Source organism: Gordonia sp. 34D (genome assembly GCF_056682775.1).
The window spans coordinates 480,143-500,940 of the sequence record NZ_CM155293.1 but is presented as its reverse complement, the minus strand read 5'-3'; the positions used below and the strand labels follow the sequence as shown (position 1 = coordinate 500,940).

19 protein-coding genes are annotated in these 20,798 nt (G+C 63.4%); 10 read left to right on the top strand and 9 right to left on the bottom strand.

Annotated elements, in window-relative coordinates; all coding sequences use genetic code 11:
- Nucleotides 1-35: 35 nt before the first annotated feature.
- Entirely contained in the window at nucleotides 36-818 is a 783-nt protein-coding gene (locus AC1L34_RS02335; protein ID WP_480035077.1) for an alpha/beta fold hydrolase, read from the top strand.
- A 125-nt stretch (nucleotides 819-943) separates the two neighbouring features.
- Here AC1L34_RS02335 and AC1L34_RS02330 read toward each other — a convergent pair whose 3' ends face one another.
- Nucleotides 944-2,308 (bottom strand): GDSL-type esterase/lipase family protein, encoded by a 1,365-nt coding sequence (locus AC1L34_RS02330; protein WP_424294109.1) that lies wholly within the window; start codon nucleotides 2,306-2,308, stop codon nucleotides 944-946.
- A gap of 71 nt (nucleotides 2,309-2,379) precedes the next feature.
- On the opposite strand from AC1L34_RS02330, the gene AC1L34_RS02325 reads away from it, so the two are divergent.
- A complete protein-coding gene (locus tag AC1L34_RS02325; protein ID WP_424294110.1) occupies nucleotides 2,380-3,495 on the top strand; it encodes a hypothetical protein in 1,116 nt (371 codons plus the stop codon).
- A 235-nt stretch (nucleotides 3,496-3,730) separates the two neighbouring features.
- Here AC1L34_RS02325 and AC1L34_RS02320 read toward each other — a convergent pair whose 3' ends face one another.
- The 3 genes from AC1L34_RS02320 to AC1L34_RS02310 are packed head-to-tail and all read right to left on the bottom strand — an operon-like array spanning nucleotide 3,731 to nucleotide 5,585.
- Nucleotides 3,731-4,285 carry a hypothetical protein gene (locus tag AC1L34_RS02320; RefSeq protein ID WP_424322070.1) on the bottom strand — a complete coding sequence of 185 codons (555 nt, stop codon included), beginning with the start codon at nucleotides 4,283-4,285 and terminating at the stop codon, nucleotides 3,731-3,733.
- The gene (locus tag AC1L34_RS02315; protein ID WP_424322071.1) at nucleotides 4,282-5,034 is read right to left on the bottom strand and encodes a hypothetical protein; all 753 of its coding nucleotides are present in this window, start codon (nucleotides 5,032-5,034) and stop codon (nucleotides 4,282-4,284) included. The genes AC1L34_RS02320 and AC1L34_RS02315 overlap by 4 nt, the downstream gene beginning before the upstream one ends.
- Nucleotides 5,025-5,585 (bottom strand): hypothetical protein, encoded by a 561-nt coding sequence (locus tag AC1L34_RS02310; protein WP_424322072.1) that lies wholly within the window; start codon nucleotides 5,583-5,585, stop codon nucleotides 5,025-5,027. Before AC1L34_RS02310 ends, AC1L34_RS02315 begins: the two co-directional genes overlap by 10 nt.
- 355 nt (nucleotides 5,586-5,940) lie before the next feature.
- On the opposite strand from AC1L34_RS02310, the gene AC1L34_RS02305 reads away from it, so the two are divergent.
- Complete coding sequence (locus AC1L34_RS02305; protein ID WP_424322073.1) at nucleotides 5,941-8,538, top strand: MucR family transcriptional regulator; 2,598 nt, start codon at nucleotides 5,941-5,943, stop codon at nucleotides 8,536-8,538.
- 86 nt (nucleotides 8,539-8,624) lie between these two features.
- Nucleotides 8,625-8,963 carry a CopG family transcriptional regulator gene (locus AC1L34_RS02300; protein ID WP_480035076.1) on the top strand — a complete coding sequence of 113 codons (339 nt, stop codon included), beginning with the start codon at nucleotides 8,625-8,627 and terminating at the stop codon, nucleotides 8,961-8,963.
- 92 nt (nucleotides 8,964-9,055) lie between these two features.
- On the opposite strand, the gene AC1L34_RS02295 is transcribed toward AC1L34_RS02300, so the two are convergent.
- Entirely contained in the window at nucleotides 9,056-9,529 is a 474-nt protein-coding gene (locus AC1L34_RS02295) for an NADAR family protein (RefSeq protein WP_424296279.1), read from the bottom strand.
- Between the two features lie 139 nt (nucleotides 9,530-9,668).
- On the opposite strand from AC1L34_RS02295, the gene AC1L34_RS02290 reads away from it, so the two are divergent.
- Entirely contained in the window at nucleotides 9,669-9,947 is a 279-nt protein-coding gene (locus AC1L34_RS02290; protein WP_424296281.1) for a DUF6953 family protein, read from the top strand.
- 31 nt (nucleotides 9,948-9,978) lie between these two features.
- Complete coding sequence (locus tag AC1L34_RS02285; protein ID WP_480035075.1) at nucleotides 9,979-11,109, top strand: aminotransferase class V-fold PLP-dependent enzyme; 1,131 nt, start codon at nucleotides 9,979-9,981, stop codon at nucleotides 11,107-11,109.
- Nucleotides 11,110-11,176: 67 nt separating this feature from the next.
- On the opposite strand, the gene AC1L34_RS02280 is transcribed toward AC1L34_RS02285, so the two are convergent.
- Both AC1L34_RS02280 and AC1L34_RS02275 read right to left on the bottom strand, forming a co-directional pair.
- Nucleotides 11,177-11,959 carry a hypothetical protein gene (locus tag AC1L34_RS02280; RefSeq protein WP_480035074.1) on the bottom strand — a complete coding sequence of 261 codons (783 nt, stop codon included), beginning with the start codon at nucleotides 11,957-11,959 and terminating at the stop codon, nucleotides 11,177-11,179.
- A 120-nt stretch (nucleotides 11,960-12,079) separates the two neighbouring features.
- Nucleotides 12,080-13,393, bottom strand: coding sequence for a M23 family metallopeptidase (locus tag AC1L34_RS02275; protein WP_424322076.1), 1,314 nt, complete (start codon nucleotides 13,391-13,393; stop codon nucleotides 12,080-12,082).
- Between the two features lie 87 nt (nucleotides 13,394-13,480).
- Here AC1L34_RS02275 and AC1L34_RS02270 point away from each other — a divergent pair, with 87 nt between their 5' ends.
- The 3 genes from AC1L34_RS02270 to AC1L34_RS02260 all read left to right on the top strand — a co-directional run bounded on the left by AC1L34_RS02270 (nucleotide 13,481) and on the right by AC1L34_RS02260 (nucleotide 17,301).
- Nucleotides 13,481-15,283, top strand: coding sequence for a sensor histidine kinase (locus AC1L34_RS02270; RefSeq protein ID WP_424322077.1), 1,803 nt, complete (start codon nucleotides 13,481-13,483; stop codon nucleotides 15,281-15,283).
- Complete coding sequence (locus tag AC1L34_RS02265) at nucleotides 15,280-15,930, top strand: response regulator transcription factor (RefSeq protein WP_424322078.1); 651 nt, start codon at nucleotides 15,280-15,282, stop codon at nucleotides 15,928-15,930. Before AC1L34_RS02270 ends, AC1L34_RS02265 begins: the two co-directional genes overlap by 4 nt.
- Before the next feature lie 129 nt (nucleotides 15,931-16,059).
- Nucleotides 16,060-17,301: an alpha/beta hydrolase family protein gene (locus tag AC1L34_RS02260; protein ID WP_424322079.1), complete on the top strand. Its 1,242-nt coding sequence runs from the start codon at nucleotides 16,060-16,062 to the stop codon at nucleotides 17,299-17,301.
- Nucleotides 17,302-17,336: 35 nt separating this feature from the next.
- Here AC1L34_RS02260 and AC1L34_RS02255 read toward each other — a convergent pair whose 3' ends face one another.
- The gene (locus AC1L34_RS02255) at nucleotides 17,337-17,978 is read right to left on the bottom strand and encodes a YigZ family protein (protein ID WP_424322080.1); all 642 of its coding nucleotides are present in this window, start codon (nucleotides 17,976-17,978) and stop codon (nucleotides 17,337-17,339) included.
- Between the two features lie 146 nt (nucleotides 17,979-18,124).
- Between AC1L34_RS02255 and AC1L34_RS02250 the strand changes: the two genes are divergently transcribed.
- Nucleotides 18,125-18,706, top strand: a complete 582-nt coding sequence (locus AC1L34_RS02250) for a hypothetical protein (protein WP_424322081.1) — start codon at nucleotides 18,125-18,127, stop codon at nucleotides 18,704-18,706.
- Between the two features lie 149 nt (nucleotides 18,707-18,855).
- On the opposite strand, the gene AC1L34_RS02245 is transcribed toward AC1L34_RS02250, so the two are convergent.
- A complete protein-coding gene (locus AC1L34_RS02245; RefSeq protein WP_424322082.1) occupies nucleotides 18,856-20,703 on the bottom strand; it encodes a hypothetical protein in 1,848 nt (615 codons plus the stop codon).
- Nucleotides 20,704-20,798 lie beyond the last annotated feature (95 nt).

Sequence of the window (20,798 nt, the reverse complement as noted above, 5' to 3'; positions counted from 1 at the left end):
CCTCATCGCGACGACCGCAATTCGGGAGGAATCCGATGGCAAAATTCACTGTTCCGGGGGCCGAACTCGACGTGTCGTTCAGCGATGAACACGGTCGTCCGGTGGTCCAACTGCACGGGTTAACGTCGAGCCGAGCGCGCGACCGTACCCTCGGGCTGGACTTGGGTCGCGGCCTCAGCGGGACCCGACTGTTACGGTACGACGCCCGCGCCCACGGGCGTTCAACAGGACGGCCCATCGCTGATGATTATCGCTGGCCGCAACTGGCCGAAGATCTCCTGCAGTTGCTCGACGCATGGTTTCCGGGTGAACGTGTGCACGGCGTCGGACCGTCGATGGGGACCGGCACCTTGCTGCATGCGGCGACCCTCGATCCCGAGCGGTTCTCGGGCCTGACCCTCGTCATTCCGCCGACCGCGTGGGCGACGCGGATCGCCATGGCCGACGGTTATCGGGCGGCCGCGGAGTTGATTGAGCGCGACGGTGTCGATGCGTTCGTCGAGGCCGGTCGTGCCGTACCGCAGCCGCCGACGTTGGCCGGTGTCGCTGAGACGGTGCCCGACATCGTCGCCAACCTGCTGCCGTCGGTGCTGCGCGGGGCGGCCGCGAGCGATCTTCCGTCTCCCGACATGATCGCTGGCATCCACGTGCCGACGTCGATCCTCGCGTGGGTCGACGATCCCGGGCATCCACTGTCGACGGCCGAAGTGCTCGTCGACCTGCTGCCGTCGGCGTCGTTGACGGTGGCCCACACCCCCGCTGACCTCGCCGCCTGGCCCGGCCTCCTCCACGCTCAGGTAGGCTCCGCGCGCCCCTGAATTTCCCCTTTTCTGTCACATCCGCGCCCTCCCGATCGCCCTTTCCGTCACCGATCGCGGTGTTTGGTGATGGGACGGTCGAATCGTGACAGAAAAGGGGAACGCCCGGAGGGAGAAAACCCGCCTTACCGGATCCCAGCCTCAAGCAGCACGCCTTGATCGGCGAGTGCGATCGCCAAGCCGCCGGCCGTCGTCGGGTGCAGCGGCGCCTTTCCGTCGAGCCCCTGGACAAACGGATCCGGCGAGCACAGGCCGTGGCCGTCAAACGACGGCTTGGCCGTCTTGAACGACGCCGACTCCGCGCCCTGCGCCAACACCGTGTTCAGCGATTCCAGCCAGCCGCGCAGCAGGTCGGCCTTCGCCGGGGTGATGCCGCGGTCGAGGATGCACGAACTGTCGCCGGGCAGCGGATCGTAATACTGGTTAATCACGACTACCGGCGGCTTCGGCAACGCCTTCAACTGCATCAAGAGCACGAGGTAGTCGCGGGTAAAGGTCGCGAGATTCTTATTAAAGAACGCTTGCCCGGCAGCGCCACCGCAGTCGGGCAGGGTCGCGCACAAGCCCACCATGTACGACCATCCGACGTCGTTTGCCCCAATGCTGATGATCAGCGCGCTCGGTTCTGCGGCCAGCGCGGCGGGCAGTTGGGGCGGCAGAGTCAGGTCGCCGCGCTTTTGCTCGCCGAGTAGGCCGTTGTGGATGGTCGCGCTGCTGCACGCCATATTGGTGACGTGCCATTCGGGCGAGCGGTCGAGGGCGACGGCGAACGATCCGCTGGTCCGTTCACACGCGGAATCTTGCGGTGTCGGATTCGGTAGTGGCGGGTTCCCGATTCCCGCAGCGGTCGAATCGCCAATCACCACCACGCTCCCCTGTTTCGGCAGCGGGCCCGGCGTCACCGGCGGTGGGACCGTCGCCGCACCCACCAACGACGCGAGCGAATCAATCCCGCGCAGGTCGTCGGCCGCGGAAATCGCTGTGGCCACGACGGCGCCGACGTTGATAGCCAAGGCGACGAGCACTCCCACGACGATCGTCACGATCGACGCCTTCAACGACAGCCGCTGCCAGCCGACCAGCGCACCCATCAGCAGGAGCGACACCCCAAGCACGATTAACACCTGAATGATCAGATAGTTGCGCCAGCCGTTGACGAGCGCATCGCGGAGGTCGTTTTGGGCGGCCTCACGGGACGCCGACGACGCGGTCGGGCCGACGAGGTCGCCCAACTCGCTCGACAGCTGCAGGTTCGTCAGTTCCAACCGCGGGCGCACCGGGCCAGGAAAGTCGATGACCGTCGGCAACGTCTGACCGAACAGGTCCACTTCTCCCGGTCCACTCCACGACCACGACGGTGCCGCCGCCCCCACCCGGACCGACTGTCCAACGGCCGTCGCTGTTTGCATCGGCGTCAGCCACAGCGAAACGGCAATCGAGATCGCCGCGATCATCACGATCGCAACCGCATTCAACACGTGCCGCAGCATGATTCGAGCATGGCACTTTTCTCCGCGCGGGACCCAAGACATCTGAGTACGCGGGCTACGACGGTGGGAGTGTGTCTGACGATTACGATTTCTTGGATTTTGAGTACGGGGTCGACGAAGACGCCATCCCCGCTGTCATCGCGTTCGATCAGTTGGCTCGCACGCCTGAGGTTGAGCACCGCTTCGCGATCGCCAAACAGATCACTGACGACCCGCATTTCTTCGATTCGTTCGCCGACCCGGAGATCACCGGGGCCGTCGTCACGATGATGCTCGATACTCTGCAGCCAGGCCGACCCGATCCAGGCTCGGGCCCCGCACCCACGGCCGCAGGCTACCGACTCGCGGTGAAGAGCTTGACCAATCGGGTCAAAATTCCCAACCCGTCGAGCCTGCAGTCCATTGCCATGATGGCCGCGATCAACGACCGCGATCCGGAAGCAGCCGAGGAGCTCGCCAAAACTATCGTGGCGTCGAACCCGAACGCGCTGGCCTCCCAACAGGTCCTGGGGACTTTCGCGTTGTTTCGCAATGAGTTCGCAACCGCTCGGGCCTACTTCCTGAAGGCTGGCCCCGACGTCTTTGAAGACACCCTCGCCGTGCTCGACGAGTTCCCAGATTCCAATGCGCCGACCCACCTCAGCGAGCAGCAGCGCAACTTTGCGTTGTGGACCAAGTTCAAGGAGTTCTTGGTCATCAGCAAATACAACCTCGACTACAACGACCTGTGTGACAAGCAGATCGACCGTCTACATCTCCCCGAGTTCGACGCACCGACGATGATGAACATTGACGTTTTGACGGACCTCATCCTCGTCGAGGGTGGTCTCGTCGAGGAGTTGATGGAGACCGCGGCCAGAATTCTTCCGGCCGACGACGTGAAAAGCGGCAAGGACCTGTTAGAGCGCGGGCGCACAGTGCTTCGGGTTGACTCGGTGACGCCGGGTGAAGGTTTCCATGCCACCGACCTTCGGACAGACAAGTCGGTCGAAATACGTTCGGCCGCCGTCCCCAAGAAGGGAGACCTGTTGTGCACTCGCGTTCTCCCCGAGGACGGCGCATTCGGCATGTACGGCGGTGTGGAACGGATCCGGCCAAAGGACGGCGAACCTCTCGTCGAACTCCTCAACGGCGAGCCAACGGCCTCCGGCGTTGCGCACCTGGTGATCAGGAAGGCCGACCGGTAGCGGCGCTCACGTCGCCTCGCCCCCGATCCCCGCGTAAGTCGGCGGAGCGAAGCAGAGCCGACGCATCGAGGAGCCCGTGACAACCCGCTGGCTCCCAGCCCGCGCAGCCCGAGCCGACACCTAACACAAACTCCTCGTCGCTCGAGTGACGCTCAAAATTCCGGGCGCCCCACCAACGACGACGGCTCGCCTCGAGCACATCGAGGCGAGCCGTCACGCTGGCACCCTTGTCACCTCATCCCAAGTCGGGCCACTGCACCCCAAAGTGCGATAGCCACGGCTCGAACGGCGTTCCGATCACACCCAACTCATCGCTAACAGGACTGGGATCTGCCTCGAGGTCAAGCAGCACCTGCGGATCAACACCGTAAAGTTCCGCCGCAGCCGCGGCCGGTTCAGCACCGGTGATCGCCCGCGCCGCCGTCGCCGGTTCCGGATCCTCGTCGGGGTCATGCACGTACGCCCGGTACACGCACTCACTCCCGGCCGGATCCAAACGCCACACCTGGAACAGGACCCCGTACTCATCGCCGTCCTCACAGATCACCGCACGTCCTGCCGGCGCCCCCGCGAAGAAGTCAGCCTCCCGACGATCAGCAACCATCCCCTGCACATTGATCGACACCCGAACACCGGCGTCCACGTCGACGACCTCGTACTCCAGGTCCTCAACCGGCGACTCACCAGCACCCCAACTCGCAATCAACGCCGCCTTCACTCGCGCCACCAACGCTTCAGCCGCGCCAGCATCTGGCAGATCAGCAACAACAACCAACCCGTACGTACTCACCACTGCACCTCCATTTTCGGAAAAATAGGATCAGGAATATCTTCCTCAGCAAGCCCAAACGCCCGCAATGAATCAAACCTCGTCTGCGCCAACAACTCCTCCACCGCAGGACGATCCGCAGCCTCCAACCGCGCAAACAAGTCCTGCCACATCGCCCGATTCCGAGCCTCACCCCGATCCGGACTGCGGTCCCCCAAAATCCCGAATGACGAAAACTCATCGTCGACCAAGACTCGACGGACATCAGAAACCAGATCCGGCAACGGCCTCGAACCGCACAACACTCGCAAAGAAATAAGGCGACGCAATGTCATTCCGCTGTAAATACGATCCTCATTGCCCCGCTCACAGTTGCGAACATAGTAGTCCTCCTCAACCTCCAGAGCTTTACTCACGTCAAACACCGGATCAAGCTTCAATCGAGAAGCCGTTTGAGCAAATTCTGCAACCACGCCTGGGTCACTAACATCCTTGAATCGCAGATCGGGGCGTTCGGGGTCGCGGAACTGCCCGCCAGTGACCCCACCCTGACCAGACTCACTCCCCGGCAGAGGTGCCGACAGAAGCCCCTGATACGCAACCAAACGACCGTTTGAGGTCGGTTCTTGATAGACCAGATGAAACAACCATTGAGGTCGACTCCGAACTAGGGCGGTATAGCGACCCTTACCTGCAACATGCCAGTCGTCGCCGAGAATTTCAGCCGATTCTGCAATCACCGATCGCCATTGCTTCACGCTTATTGCCACAGAATTTTCTCCTCGTCATATACCTGGGTGGGCCGGGGCAAACTCGGCCGCAGTTCCTGTATCGGGTCACCTAATTTTTCGCCTGGGATGCTGAAGATATCCCGCAGACTCCGCGCCCACGCCTTCGAAATCCCCGCCTTACCAGTCTTCAAATCGACGATGAGCACTAGGGTCTCCACTCCATCGATCAATTGCGTGACGATCACATCGGGACGGATCGTATTCGGTGTTCCGCGTGGTTCCCAGTCGATACTGCCGTCCTTGCCAATTCTGGGCGAACGTCCTTTTTCGATTGATTCCTCGGTATGGATGTTAAAGCCTTCACCAAGTACCTCCGCGATCTGGTCCGCCATCTCATCGACGAGGTTCTCAAACGCCTTGTGGACCTTTGTACCCCACACCTGCGCACTCAGAACGTCCTCCAAGGTCGCCTCAACGGCGGCGTGCGCGTCGTCTGCTATCGGCCCTAGAATTTCAAGGATCTGTTCCCGGACCGCCGGATCGTCCGCTGCAATGGTCTGCACGATCGCCGCTAATGCACGGCTGATCATCTCGGATATCTGATCACTCGGACTACCTGGGCGAACACGGTCGAGCGGAACATCGGGTGCCGCGTCGCCTTTCCGCCGGAAACCTCCTTACCCCCGATCTCCGAGTAAGTCGGCGGAGCGAAGCGGTGCCGACGCATCGAGGAGCCCGTGACAACCCGCTGGCTCCCAGCCCTGCGTCACCCCCACTGACAGGTTCCTTGCGTTAGGTGTCACTCAATCGCGTTGGGTGTCGATCAATACCGACACCCAACGCGATCGTCCGACACCTAACGCGAATTTCTCGTCGCTCCAACTCCCAGCCGCGGCTCGACGCGAGGATGCGCCAATTGGACACCGTCACCACTTACGTCCCCCTATGCGCCCTTCCTTCGAGTCAGTCCACGGGACGCTAGCGTCCGACGGTCATCGGGTGCAGTGTCACGAGTGTGGCGAGTGGTTTGCCGCGCTCGACAGCCACATTCGACATACCCACGGATCGAACGCTGACGCCTATCGCAAAGAGTGGGGCCTGGCACCGGAAGTGTCGTTGGTGGCCGACGAGACGCAGGTCCGGGCCCGCGCCAATGCTCTACAGCGCATCGATCAGGCCGGCCCGCTGAACACCCACAAGTTTGTGGCTGGCACCTACCCGCAGGACGGGGACGTCGCCGTCGAATATGACTCCCGCGCCCGAACACTGTGGAAAGAGCGGCTCGGTGCGTCGGGATGGTCGTCGTGGCAGGACGCCGTCGACTGGGCCCTAGACAACAACAAGACGTGGCCAGACATTGCCGCACGGATTGGCGTGACGACACAAGAAACACGCAATGCTGGCATGGCAGTCGGCACCGTTCTCCCACCAAAGTGGCAACGCATGCTCGCTCTCGCCGAGGCGCATGTCGCTGACACCGGCACTCTTCTCGATGCCACCGGTCCCCTCGCCGCATGGCTGAACACCAGTCGCGGTCATCTCAAGAGTGGTGATGCACCGCTCGCCGCAAAGGACCGACTCGATCAACTCGACCCCGACTGGCAACTCGACCATGCCGCCCGCATCGCTGCCGCCCACCGTCGCGGCATCACGGACTCCAAGCTGACGGGCTCCCCGTTCGCGCAAATCGTCGAGCGGATCCAATTCGCCGGGTTCGACGACATCACCGCCTTTGTTCGGTGGGCTGTCACCAGCGGGCAGACGACCGCGTCGATGGGTGAGCGCGTCGATATTCGCGGCGAGGACGTCATCCGACTCGTCACCGACGACAACCCCGTCGACCCGTTCGTGGCCACCGCTGAGTTCCGGTTGAGCACCTACGGCCATCTTGAGGACAACGGTCACCACCTCCAATGCCACGACTGCGGCATCTGGTTCCAACGCCTCAGCCAACATCTGACCGGTCATCGCGACGATGCCGGGGACCCGTTGACGCCCGCGTCGTACCGGGAACGGCACGGTCTCGACGACGACACTCGACTGAGCACTTCCGGGGCCGACGATCGGCCGAGCAGTCACTGGTCGCAGCGCTTAGCGATCGGCGGATTCGACTCGTGGCCCGATGTGGTGGCCTTTGCGGCACGGGCCCGTATCAGTCTCGCCGAGCTCGGCGACCTACTTGGTGCCCGCAGCGATGCCGTTGGCAATGCGTTGAAAGCCGTCGACCCGGCGGCGGTGCGGGCTGCCGTCGGCGAGTTTCAACTCAGCGTGCCCGGCACGTTGGCCACCGACGGCGACTACTCCCAATGCCACGAGTGCAGCTTGTGGTTCACCCGCTTGAGCCATCATGTGTCGTACACGTACGAGTCGTATCAGCGGGCGCATGGTTTGGGATTGTCGTCCCGGTTCGCGACATGGAGCGACGCACTCGCCTTCGCGGCCACCGAGTACTTGAATCCGGCGGAGCTGGCCGAGCATCTCGGAATGTCAGAGTTCGCGGTCCTTGAAGCTCTTGCTGACCTTCCTGATTCGGCGTGGAATGCGGCACGTCCAATCATGGAGAGCGTCGACGGGCACCTGGGCGCGCACGGCTCACGCGCGCAGTGCCACGAGTGCGGATTCTGGTTTGGTGCGCTCGACCAGCACGTTCGTACGCATCGGGGGTCGGACGGCAGGCACCTCGAAACGCTCAACTATCAGCGTCGACACGGACTGCCCGAGGGAAGTTCGCTGCGTTCGGTGTGGGCCGGGTACGACGATGTCTGGGCAGCGCGAATTGCCGATGCTGGGTTCGCGTCGTTCGACGATGCCCTGGTTGCTGCCGCGCGCAATCACGACGGCCTTGCCGAATTGTCTGTGGCGATGGGCGTCAAACGTGAGGCCCTCATCAAGTTTGCTCGTTCGCTCAAGTCCGACGACCCATGGGCAGCAACGCTTCCCTACCGCGAGAGTCGCGACGGTTTCCTGGCCTCTGATGGAGATCGCGTGCAGTGTCACGACTGCGGATTGTGGTTCGAGACCTTGGCCCCACACGTGAAGCTTCACTCAGGTGCGGACGGTGAATCGTTCACGGCGGTGACCTATCGGAAACAGCATGGACTGGCCCCGAAGTCGGCGATCGCAGTCCCGTCGAAGGCCAAGAGGGAACGCATGCTGAATCGTGTGAAGGCTGCGGGTTATGGGTCGTGGGAGTCGTTCATGGTGGCGGCGGTGAAGCGGTTCGACGGCGTGGCTCAGATGGCCGACGAGATCGGCAGTGGACGCGAAGAAGTGTGGTCGTATCTGGTGGAGAACTGCGGCCCCGACTGGCCACTCACGCAATCGATGACCGTGAGCAAGCCGGGATTCCTTGCCGAAAGCCACGACCGTTTGCAGTGTCACGTGTGTGGCCTGTGGTTTGCGGGCCTGGCCTCGCATGTTCCCCTCCACAACGACGCCAACGGCGTTCCCTTCACCAGCGCCTCCTATCGCAAACAGTTCGATCTCGACGACGATGTGTCGCTGTCGTTGCGCGTGCCGAAGGGGTTGGGGAAGCCCAGATGATCGAGCCCTTCACTTCTGTATTGCGGGCGCAAAACACTCGGACTGTCCACCTCCGAGCGCAGAGCCATGACAACACAGCGGAGTAGATGATGAGCAAATCTCGCAACCGCCTTGAGCAGGCACTCGCCGAAGCCGCCGATATCGAGGAGTCACCCGATCGCGTGGTGCGCACCGACGTTGTCACCACTCGTGGCGGTAGACGCACTCGGACTCTGCAGGTTCGCTTCAACGAGGACGGACTCGCAGATCTTGAGGCCCTCGCACGCGCCAGAGACCTGCCGGTTTCCACTGTTGCCCGCGATATCCTCCTCACCCAGATCTCCCAGATTCAGGCCGCGCCCAACTCCCCGTTGGCCGCGATCGATGAAGCAATCGAGGCGCTGACGCACCTACGCGAAATGGCTGTCGTACGGCCGTCGCGCTAGTCCCCAACGCCGCGATTGCCCACCCACGCCCTCACCTCAAGAACATCGCCGAGACACATCTACGGCTGAGTTATCGATGTCCGCGATTCGCTCTACCAAAGGGCCATGTCGCCAGACCACGTCGCGGTTGTCCGAATCACCATCAAAAGTTCGCCGAGCATGTTTGCACCCCGATCGACGCAATCGGGCGACCCACACACGCAGTCGCCCCAAAAGTTGTCGTGGTGCTCGTTGCCTTCGACGAGTTGCACCAGTCCCGTCGCCGAAAGTCGAGTGGCAAGGTCCGGGCTACTAAACTTTGCCGCTAACACCGACTGCATAGCCGCGACACGTCCACCAAATTCCCAGTCGGCCCGTAGCGGCGCCTCACGGCCGACGCGTTTCGTGTCGTGCGGCGAATCGGCTAGCAAGATCTCTGCCCTGGCCTCGAGGGCGTCGGTCTTCAATGCCTGGTAGGCGTGCTCGGCGCTCCGGACGTAACCAAGTCCCGGCACCTCGAACTCGCATCTGAAAAAGTTCGACAGGAAGAAGTAGTCTCCGCGGAACTTGGTGATTGCATCGGTCATGACACGAGACTCTCATCTGGGTCTGACATTTCTAGACGACCGACGCCAAGCAGATTTCGCTACCTAAGCCCGTCAATCGGTGCGACCCCCACCTTCTCGATTCCCCGTCCCGCCCCTTCCCCTGACTACTCTCAACACCATGGCAACGGAACAAGAAGTAGCTCAGTGGATGGTCGACGAGATCCGGCAATCCGGCCCGGTTGAGCAGGTCGCCGTTGTCGACGCGATCGAGGCGAAGTTCGGGGCTGAGTTCGTGTACGAGAAGAACGGGCACCGCGCCATCGCCAAGCCTGTGCTCCGCGAGTTCCGCAAGCTGCACGCCGGATCTATCGGATGGGAACGCGACGACCGCGCCTGGTACGTCCGCGAGGAGTCCGACAAGACCGAGGCGGACCAGGGCGAATCCGCCCCAGAGTAACCCGTCGGGGTCAATATGAGACCCTAAATATGTGACTCTTCCTCATGACGACATTGATCCGGACGGCCTGCTTGAGTACTCGGTGGTGTTCACCGATCGCTCACTGAACCACATGTCCAAGCGGTTTGTAGGCGTCATGCAGGAGCTCCTCGGCATCCTGCGCACCACCTACCAGGCCGACAGCGTCGCCATCGTTCCGGGCGGCGGCACCTACGGCATGGAGGCCGTCGCACGCCAGTTGGCGACCGGTCGCCGCGCACTGGTTGTGCGCAACGGACTGTTTTCGTTCCGGTGGTCGCAGATCCTTGAGACCGGCGGCATCACCGACCAGGTCACGATCTGCCAGGCCCGCCCCACCAGCGACGCCCACCAGGCACCGTGGACGCCCGCACCGATCGACGAGGTTGTCGCCGCTATCCGCGAGCAGCGCCCCGAGATCGTCTTTGCACCCCATGTCGAGACCGCTTCCGGCATCGTCCTGCCCGACGACTACCTCAAGACGCTGGCCGCCGCCGTCCACGAGGTCGGCGGACTGTTCGTCCTCGACTGCGTCGCCTCCGGCGCCCTCTGGGTCGACATGGCCGACCTCGACATCGACGTTCTCCTCACCGCCCCGCAGAAGGGTTGGAGCGGCACGCCTTGTGCCGGCTACATCATGCTGCGTGAGCGCGGCCGCGAGGCTGTCCTGAATTCGACGTCCACTAGCTTCGCGCTGGATCTGAAGAAGTGGCTGTCAATCAGCGACTCGTACGTCGACGGCGCGGCCCCGTACCACGCGACCATGCCGACCGACTCGCTCGCACACAACGTCGAGCTGATGCGCCAGACCGTCGACCTCGGCACCGAGGAACTGCGCCGCCGCCAGATTGAACTCGGCACCCGCGTCCGCGAACTCCTCGCAGCCAACGACATGCCGTCCGTGGCCGCCGAGGGCTTCGACGCCGCGACTGTGGTCGTTGCCTTCACCGACGACGCCACCCGCAAGACCGGTGCCGCGTTCAAGGAAGTTGGCCTGCAGATCGCCGCCGGCGTTCCGCTGCAGTGCGGCGAAGGCGAGGACTACTCGTCGCTGCGCATCGGCCTGTTCGGCGTCGACAAGCTGACCGACGTCGACGGAACCGTCGAACGCTTGGCTGCCGCGCTGGAAAAGCTGAACAAGTAGCAAATTCACGTAGCAAGGGACCGGGAGTTCGCTCCCGGGTCTTTTGCGTCGCTACTTTCAGCGCCCTCTATTCGGTGCCAGCTGTATCCGCGATCTGCCGCTTAATCTCCCGGTACCCCGCGACGCGCGCCAACACTTGATCGGCGGCACTTTCGCTCGGTGACTCGGTTGCCGAAGCTTCCGCACCGTAGAGCATGGTGCTCAACCTGCGGTGAAGCTCTTCACGCTGTTCTTCGGTGCGTGCTCGTTGGTCCTCATCACTCAGAGATTCATCGACGAGCGCAGCCTCCCGCGCACAGTCGGCGATCAGAGCGACGCGTGCCCGTCCGGCGTTTTCGAGTCTGTCTGTCGCGGCGACCGCATCGGCCAACAGTCGTCGATCTTCCGGACTCGGCTCCGGAAGATCTTTCAACTCGTTGGCGACCATTCGGAGTTCTTGCGCTCGCGCAAAGTCCGATTCGATACCTTCGATATCCGCGGCGAAGTCAACGTCGCCCAGCCACCCTTCGCGGGCCGCACGGGATTCGACGATCTGCTCGACGGCACTGCGCGCCAGGTCGACAGACCGCGCATTCTCAGACCCGAGTCGCTCCGTCCTCGCTTGCTTTTCCGCGACAGCAGCGGCCTTCCGTTGCTTCTCAAGCTCCACCGAACGCACTTGCTTCCGCTTATCGACCTCTTGAAAAACTATGACGCCAAGCCATGCCACGACTGCCAGGCCTGCGAGGACGCCCAACCCGATCCACACGCCTTTCGGAATCATCATCAAGCCGCCGATCACGAGGAACAACAGCATGAGGCCGCCCATCCCCAGGCAGCCGTCGTTTGAATCGGCTTTTTTACTAGACATCAGGCTCTCCGATCACCGTCGCGGCACCACAACCGCGACGCTCGATCGAAGAGTACAAATCACCTCTGACAAGTCCGACCATCGCTCATTCGGACAGGGCGTCAAACCAATTTCGCGTAGCTAATTCGCGAAGTTCACAATCGATTCGTTGAGCGGCAACTGATCGGTCCGGGTCTGCGGGGTGGTCGAGTGATGTGCGAAGTAGTCGCCGGTCAGGAAGTCGTCGGCGACACGGATGGCGGCGGGGTCGACGTAACCGGCGTAGTCGAAGGTATCGAACACGTATGGCAGGCCGTCGCTTCCCGCGAGGTCGGGGCCGTTCATCAACTGGAAGTGCAGGTGCGGCGCGTTGGAGTTACCGGTGTTGCCGAGTTTGGCGATCACCTGCCCCTTCTTAACCTTGTCGCCAGCCTTCACCTGCAGCGATCCCTTTTGCAGGTGGGCGTACATCGCCCAAGTCCCATTACCGAGGTCCAGGATGATGTGGTTGCCGTCGACATTCTCGATCGTCAGCTTCGCCGCGAGCACGGGGTCTGACGCGGGTAAGACGCCGGGAGCGTTGGCGTCCATGTCGTCGAGTGTCGACGACACCGTGCCGTCAGCGACGGCGTAGATGTTCTCACCGTACGACAGGTAGCTGTCGTTGTTGTTCTTGTCGCCGTCGTAGAAGCGACCCTGATCGTCGGTCCGCATCCAGTCGATCGCGAACCGCTGACTGTTCGACAGTGCGCCACTGAGCGGAGCCAGCGACGTGACGTGCGGGAAATCGGTGCCGCAGCAGCCGTTCTGGGCCAGCCAGTTGGTACCGCGCAGCGGCGGCGAGATCACCCGCGCGGTACCGGCGGCCACCTCTTTCGGAGCCACCGTGTACGTCACGTCAACCGGCGCACCGGGCCCCGGGTTCGCCGAGGCCTTAGCCGAAATTCGGTGCAGAACCGTCTGCGGCACGTCGCTCACCTGGTCGACGGCAAAGTCGACCAGGAATGCCCGAGATTGTCCGGGCGGAATCACCGCGTCGGGGGCGGGCGTCGACGGCAGTACGCGGAGTCGATTGCACTCGCCGGTTTCGCACTTCGGATCCGACAATGCCGGCCCACTGTAGGAGGCGAGGACAGCCGACGGCTTGCTAGCGTCCACCACCTCAACCTTCGTCAGCGTGGCGGGCGCGAGGCCCGCGTTGGTCAATTGCAGTGCGTACGCCACATGGGCACGACCGTCGCTGCCAACAAACGGGAAGGTCGGCGACCCCAGGTTCTCGACCGTCACCGCGGTGAACCCGGAGGTTACGTTGGCGGGCAGTCCGTAGGTGGAGTTGTCCCCCGCCGAGTTGTCACCCGACGAGTCGTCACTGCTCGAGCAGCCAGCGACCGTGAGCGCCAATGCCGCCGCGACCGCGACGGTCGCGAACAGAGTTCGATGCCTGTTGATTCTCATGCCTCGATGCTTCCGGACCCCGCCGGTGAAAGGAATAGACCCAGGCCCATGGTGTCGGTCGGTCCCGGCGACGCACAGTGTCCTCAAATGAGTACAGTTCCGCCACGCCGACTCACGACCGCGACCGATGCAGGCGACTTACGATGGCCCCATGAGCGGATCGAATTGATGGGCCCCGCATCGGCCTCGCGAACAGCGCATATGCGCTCGCTCGACCGCGCGCTCCTGATGCTCGGCGGTTCCGCAGCGGGCCTGGGTGCCCTGCAACTGGCGCTTACTCTCCCCGATTCGGGGTCACTGTGGTGGGTGCATCTCGTCATCATCGGCACGTTCGCGTGTTTCATCGTCGCGGGTCTACTCGCCTGGCAGCGGCGCCCCGGAAACCCGATGGGCATGATCGTCACCGTCGGCGGCTTCGCCGTCCTCGCCGGCACTCTCGGCAACACCGGCATCCCCGCTCTGGTGGCTGTCGGCTCGGTCACCGCCACGCTCGTGCTGGCGGTCACGGTCCACCTCTTACTGGCGTTTCCATCGGGTCGGCTCCCCGATCGAGCCTCGCGGGTCGTCGTCGTTGCAGCGTATGTGGTGTCGCTGGTTTTGGAAGCACCCCGATACCTGTTCGACGACCCTGCCGCGTCGATCGGCACGTGGCTCCAGCGTGTGGCAGGTGCTGTCGTCGTCGTGGCCTCCGCGGTGATTCTGGCGCGACGCGTCGCCCGCGCCCGCAGCGCTCACCGGCGGGTGCTGATCCCGCTGTTTGTGTACGGGATGCTCGCCTTACTGTCCGTTCCGCTGCGACCGGTGCTGTTGGAGCCACTGTTCGGGCCGGTCACCGCGGCGGTCGTACAGTTTGTGGTGATCGCCGGGGTGCCGCTGACCTTTGTGTTGGCCATGCTGCGGGGCGGCTTCGCTCGCGAAGGCGAACTCGAGGAGCTCGCCACCCAACTCGGTGACGGCGAACCGCGTAGGCCGTCCGAACTTCTGGCGCGGGCGCTCGGCGACAACTCAATCCAGGTCCTCTACTGGATCCCCGAGCAAGCCCAGTGGGTCGACGAGACCGGCGTCGTCGTCGATCTGCCCGACGATCGCGCCCACATCGAGATCACCCTGGCCGACGAACTCATCGGGGTCATCGTCTACGACTCGTACCTGATCGCCGACCCGGAACCGGTTCGCGCCGCCGGCCGCGTGCTGGCCCTCGCCTTGGAACGACGACGGCTGTCGGCGCAGTTGCTCGCCCAGCGCGATGCGCTCATCACCTCGCGGGCCCGCCTCGTGACGGCCGGTGACCAGGAACGACGCCGCGTCGCCCGCGCCCTGCACGATGGCCTTCAGGTGCGGATGGTCCTGCTGGCGTTGGAGGCGCAGCGCATCGCCTCCGACGCCACCGGCAGCACCCCCATCGACCGTGACCGCGTGGTTGCCCTGCGCCGCGAGCTCGACGAAACCGCGGGTGAGCTGCGCGCCTTCGTCCACGAATTGATGCCGCCAGCGCTGCTGGAGCGCGGTCTGTGCGCGGCCGCCGAGGATCTGGTGGATCGGATGCCGGTGCCGACCGCGCTGCACACCGAGATCGTCGACGGCTCACTGTCGGCCGACATCGAGAGCACCGCATACTTCCTCATCGCCGAGGGGCTCACCAACGCTCTCAAGCACGCGCAGGCGCAGCGGATGTCGGTGCGGATTGGTCGGGTTGCCGAGCGGGTGGTGGTCGAAGTTCACGACGACGGCGTCGGCGGTGCCGCCACCCGTCCCGGGCACGGCCTCCACGGTCTGGCCGACCGAGTCCACGCCCTCGGTGGGATTCTCCAGGTCCACAGCACCGCTGCCGACGGCACCCGTCTGCGCGCCGAATTGCCTTGTCGCACACACCAACCGGAGGCGCTGTGACCAGCGTTGTGATCGGCGAAGACGACCTTCTCCTGCGCCAAGGTCTGGAGTCGGTGCTCACTCGCGGCGGTTTCACCGTTGTCGCATCGGTGGGTTCGGCCGATGAATTGATCGCCGCCGTCGACGCCCGCCCACCCGATCTCGTCGTGACCGACATCCGCATGCCGCCCAACCACGCCGACGACGGCCTCGTGGCCGCCGCGCGCATTCGGGCGAAGTACCCGGACGTGGCGGTGGTGGTGTTGTCGCAGTACGTGCAACGCCGCTACGCCACCGAACTGCTGGCCGATCAGTCGGAGCGGGTCGGCTACCTGCTGAAGCAGCGGATCTCCGACCTCGACGACTTCCTCGGATCCCTGCACACGGTGGTCGACGGCGGCACCGCGATTGACCCGGAGGTCGTTGAGGTGATGGTGAACCGTGCCCGACTCGTCGACGGGCAACTGGCCCGTCTAACTCCGCGACAGATCGAGGTCCTCGCCTTGATCGCCGAGGGTCGCAGCAACGCGTCGATCGCCGCGCGTCTGGTGGTTTCCGAGAAGGCGGTGGTTCAGCACACGTCGCACATCTACGACGCGCTGGGCATTCCGGTCGATGCGAACGACCACCGTCGGGTGCTGGCGGTGGTGCGGTACTTGGCGCAGTAGCGGGTTCGCCCGAAAGCGACTTGGGTCTATGGCTGAACGGTGCCGTCGCGAAGAGACTGGGGTCACAGCGGCGTCGACGCCAGCGATCAAGGTGTCGGCGACGGTTCGGCTTTCCGAAAGGACTCAGTGATGAGCAGTAGCGCAGTCGTGTCTCGGAGCCGCGAGGCGTTGTTCAATTCCGATTTCCTCGACCGGTTTGGTCGGTGGCCGGTCGGCTTCATCGCGGCGGGCGGAGCGGAAATCGGTGACGTGGTCGCGGTGGCCGAGGCTGTCGACGACGGCGACGAGTCTGCGTTCTACGACGCCTTCGTCGCCTCGGGTGACGCCAAAGCAGCGGACGCCCGAGCGCTCCTGTCCAAGGGGCGTCGGCACAGTGCTCGGGACCGTTTCCTACGTGCCAGCTGCATGTATGGGGCGGCCTATCACCCGATCTACGGGGCACCCACCGACCCGCGACTGCTCGCGGCGTTCGACACGCAGATGTCGATGTTCCACGAGGCGATGCAATTGGGCGAGACTCCCGTCAGCGCGGTGAGCATTCCGTTCGAGGGCCACGACATGCCTGCCTACCTGGTTCCGGCGACGCATCGGTCTACCGAAGTACGACCGCTGCTGATCGTGAACAACGGCTACGACGCGACCATCACCGACATCTACTTCGCCATGGGCGTGGCCGCGCTGAACCGCGGCTATCACGTGCTGATGTTCGACGGTCCGGGACAGGGCGAGATGCTCTACCGTCACGGGATTCCGCTGCGCCCCGACTGGGAGACCGTCATCTCGGCGGTCATCGACTATGCCGAGACGATCAACATCGTCGACGCTGATCGGATTGCCCTGAGCGGCTGGAGTTTGGGCGGCTACTTTGCGCCGCGCGCGGCGTCGGGCGAGCCCCGTCTCGCGGCCTGCATCGCGGACCCCGGCCAGTGGGACATCTCCGAATCAGTCGGCTCCTTTCTCGCCGCCTTCGGTGTGAGCGATCAAGTGCCTCCTGCCGAGCTCGACGACGCTGTTCTCAACCAGATCATGCGGCACGTCCTCGACAGCAGGATCATGCGTTGGCAGATTGTCCAACGCGGGTTTTGGGCTAACGGCGTCAGCGACCTGCGCTCCTACTTTCAGTCGCTGTCGGAGTTCACGATCAAGGATCGCGTCGGCGAAATCACCTGCCCCACTCTGCTGACGTCGGCCGAGAACGATCCCCTCGCCCAAACCACACGCGAGTTCTTCGACGCCCTGACTTGCCCGAAGGAGTTGCTCACGTTCACCGCGGCACTGGACGGTGCTGGCGATCACTGCGAGATGGGCAATCGGTCGCTGCTCAATCAGCGGGTGCTGGATTGGCTCGATGAAACGCTCGCGGTGCAGTGAAGCTGTTTCAGGGCGTTAAGCCCCCGGTGACGCAGCTACTGAGCTCGGTCGATCCACCGAGTCCCCGCCGGTTCTACGGCGGATGTCCCCGAAGTCGCTTCAGCGACAACCACTTCCACTTGTTCAAGGCTCGTCGACGCCAGCAGCAGCGACACGTCAGCGCTGTACTCGGCGTCCAGCACTTCGATGCCGCGCGACCGTAGTTCGGATTCCACCCGACCGGCCTCGGCATGCGGCAAACTCACCCGCGACAGCATCCGTTCCTCGCGCCGCACCACCGGTGCCGATGCCAGGGCCAACGTCACCGCGTCGCTGTAGGCGCGCACCAGCCCGCCGGCACCGAGGAGCGTGCCGCCGAACCAGCGGACCACCACCGCGCACACATCGCTGAGTTCAGCGCCGCGCAGCACTTCCAACATTGGTGCGCCAGCGGTTCCCGACGGTTCCCCGTCGTCGTTGCTTCGCGTGACCTCACCTCGCGCACCCAGAACGAATGCCGTGCAGTGATGGCGGGCATCGCGAAACTCGCTTCGCAGGTCGGCGATCATTTCGCGCGCCTCGTCCTCGGTGTCGACACGACGGACGACGGCCAAGAACTTCGACCGCTTCACCTCAAGCATTTCCCGGGTTTCGACGTCGCGCTTCAACGTGAGGTAGGTGGCGGGTTCGCCGGGCATCAAGGCCTCCCCTTCTCACTGCTGTCGTTGGCGACGGAAATTGTCGTACCTCCATGATTGCCTGTCCTGTAATCGCGATGGCGATTGCGTGCCGAACCGCAACGGTAAGAACCCGGGAGGCGCTCGTACTCAGAGGAAGGCCGGACATGTTCGCTCGCGCAACCATTCTCGCCGGTGACCCCAACTCCCCCGTCATTCTGCACGTTCCGGTCGGCCCGCCGACGCTGTCCGCAAGCTCAGACCTTCCGGCCCACACTTCCACTGCGGGCGATCTGATTGTCGCCTCGGCCCGTCGTCACGCGACCGTGCGACCGCACGCCATCATCAATCGTTCCCCGCGCGACGACGCCGATGCGCCTCCACCCGACGCCAGCCGCAACCACACCCACCTCTGCGACCGACATGCGCTCGCACCCTCAGAATTCTTCGACGCGGTGGACCCGTACGCCCAACTCGTCAGCGACATCGTCAACGAACGCCTGTCGGCCACGGGTTCGGCGGTGCTGATCGACATTCGGCTCGTCGAAGACGGTCACCTCACGATCAGCGCCACTTCCGCCGCTTCGGATGTCTTTGGGCAGCATCCATGCGTCCAGCGCGTTGCGGTGTCCGTGCCCGGGGACGTCAACTCCGATGAGGCTGGTGAAGAGATTGTGGCCTTCCTCAATTCGACGACGTCTACCGATCGACCAGTGCTGACCAACTCCATCGCAAATCGCGCACCGTGAACGATCTACGTGTCGAGGTAGCCGCCGTACGCGTAGTGCATGAACACATGCAGATTTTCTGACTCGCGAAAGATGTAGCCGCGGGACTCAAGCTCCGAGAACAACTCGGCTTTACGATCCGCATAAAGGACGAGGCGTTCACCGTCGCCCTACCGACCAAAGAGCCTGCCGATGTTGAAGCCGCCCGAATCTGAATCCGAATCTTCGTCATCGCGGGCGGGATCGCTCAGTGCCGGCAACACCGAAGCGGGGACCAAGCCATGCTTCCTCATGTAGTCCAGCAGGGACGAGATCAGGTCGCGGCCCGCCGCGAGTCGTTCCAGGGTCGGCGACTTCGGGTCGCTGAACGGACTCAGACGATTGATCTGCGCTGAGAGTTCACTTTCGGCAATCATCACTCGCTCCCAAAGACCGGCGTCGAACGGTTCGCCCACACTCTTCAAGGAGTGTGCGATCGCGACCTGGATTGCGATGCTTGTGGGGTCCAGGACAACAGTATTGACTCCCGGTTTCGCAGTTGCTGCGGCGGCAGTGACCATTCCTCCCGTCCCTGCCAGTCCGCCAGCGATCGCCAAACCCCCCACCATTCCGCCCGGGCCGAACGCAGCGAGGCCACTCGTGATCGCGGCCGCACCGACGGTACCCGCGGCACCAGCCAGCACCAGACCAACGGGTGCCGCAGCGAGGAGCGCTACTCCAGCAGCAGCCATCGCCCAACGCGACTTGGTGCCAAGCGTCCGGCGTCGATCTTCCAAATGCGCATCGACGGATCGGACCGCATCTTGGACCTTCGATGCGATCCCGCTTGAGTAACCGAGTTGCCTCATCACCGACGAAATGGCGTCGATCGATGCCTCACCGGTATCAATCTCGTATGGGGCAACCGCATTCGAGTACGCGAGAACTACCACGTGCCTGATCGCGTCAGATAGATCCCATACACGAGGCAACGTCGGCAGACGTCCGTCGACCAATGTTTGCAGTTCAGGCGGCAACTGGCCTAGGTCGGATTGAGCCGTCAGCTCGGCGATATACAGATCCCGCACGACGCTCAACGCGTCGTCGAATCGCTCACGGGTGTCGACCTGCTTTTTCGGAATGTGGTCACCAACCGCATTAGCAAATTCGAGCGTCACCAATACCGTCACCTCGGCATCGGTTAAGCGGCGGACCACATCACCGCTTGCCGGAACTATCGCGGTCCCAGGGTTCACGACGGTGTCGATCAACGATGCCACCGCCCTGTTCTCCAGGTACTTGCTCGAGTCGTGGGTCTGCGCGCCCTTCAGCCAAAAGTCCTGTGCGCCGGGAAACAGCGACGCAAGTCCTCGGCCAGCAGTGACCCCGTCGAGCGGATCAAGGAAATTCGACCAATCGTCGACCCTCGAATACGGGAATCGCTTGAGGATCCGATTGCTATTCCGGTGAAGAACCGGACTGCCCGCAGGGCTACCAATCGTGATGAACCGGCGAACACGCATCGTTGTCGGCAGGTGGTCGAGAAGGTCGATGGCGACGACGCTGCCAAGACTGTGCCCGATCAGGACAATCTGATCGGTGTCTGGCAGGCGATCGAGAATTCGTTGCAGGACCGCACCACGAAGGCCTTCATCATCAAGGTAATTCTTGACTTGAGCGAGGACCTCGAGCGGAGCTGCCTCGATCAACGGCTCCTGGAGGCCATTCACCACCGAGTCAGACAGCTTGCCGAGGCCGAAAGAGCGGACGTCCTCCAGGTCGCGAATCTTGAGCTCGACCTGCCCCTGCCGCCGCTCGAATGCGCGCCGCGCATCCCGATCATTCTTCTCCGTGTAAGTCACCGCGGGATGCGTCGACTTCAGTGATGGGACTCGGAGCAGTGAACTGTAGCGAGGAGCGACGACATTCGCTTCGTCGACAGTCTTGGCACCGATAGCCGCCAGACCCCGGTTCAAGCCTTCGAACCACGTCATTTCGGGGTCGCCGTTGCCGACCCCGTGGAGGTACACAATATGCACGTCAAATCCTCAATTCCGACACATCTGATCTACTGCGTGAATGCTGATGGCCGCCCCTGGCAGTTTCGGCAGACAGGTAGCAGTACGTTGTTGCG

Coding starts and splice junctions, on each gene's coding strand:
- AC1L34_RS02335 (WP_480035077.1), top strand. CDS start 36: ATGGCAAAATTCACTGTTCCGGGGGCCGAACTCGACGTGTCGTTCAGC.
- AC1L34_RS02330 (WP_424294109.1), bottom strand. CDS start 2,308: ATGCTGCGGCACGTGTTGAATGCGGTTGCGATCGTGATGATCGCGGCG.
- AC1L34_RS02310 (WP_424322072.1), bottom strand. CDS start 5,585: ATGATCAGCCGTGCATTAGCGGCGATCGTGCAGACCATTGCAGCGGAC.
- AC1L34_RS02305 (WP_424322073.1), top strand. CDS start 5,941: ATGCGCCCTTCCTTCGAGTCAGTCCACGGGACGCTAGCGTCCGACGGT.
- AC1L34_RS02300 (WP_480035076.1), top strand. CDS start 8,625: ATGATGAGCAAATCTCGCAACCGCCTTGAGCAGGCACTCGCCGAAGCC.
- AC1L34_RS02295 (WP_424296279.1), bottom strand. CDS start 9,529: ATGACCGATGCAATCACCAAGTTCCGCGGAGACTACTTCTTCCTGTCG.
- AC1L34_RS02290 (WP_424296281.1), top strand. CDS start 9,669: ATGGCAACGGAACAAGAAGTAGCTCAGTGGATGGTCGACGAGATCCGG.
- AC1L34_RS02280 (WP_480035074.1), bottom strand. CDS start 11,959: ATGTCTAGTAAAAAAGCCGATTCAAACGACGGCTGCCTGGGGATGGGC.
- AC1L34_RS02275 (WP_424322076.1), bottom strand. CDS start 13,393: ATGAGAATCAACAGGCATCGAACTCTGTTCGCGACCGTCGCGGTCGCG.
- AC1L34_RS02270 (WP_424322077.1), top strand. CDS start 13,481: ATGAGTACAGTTCCGCCACGCCGACTCACGACCGCGACCGATGCAGGC.
- AC1L34_RS02260 (WP_424322079.1), top strand. CDS start 16,060: ATGAGCAGTAGCGCAGTCGTGTCTCGGAGCCGCGAGGCGTTGTTCAAT.
- AC1L34_RS02255 (WP_424322080.1), bottom strand. CDS start 17,978: ATGCCCGGCGAACCCGCCACCTACCTCACGTTGAAGCGCGACGTCGAA.
- AC1L34_RS02250 (WP_424322081.1), top strand. CDS start 18,125: ATGTTCGCTCGCGCAACCATTCTCGCCGGTGACCCCAACTCCCCCGTC.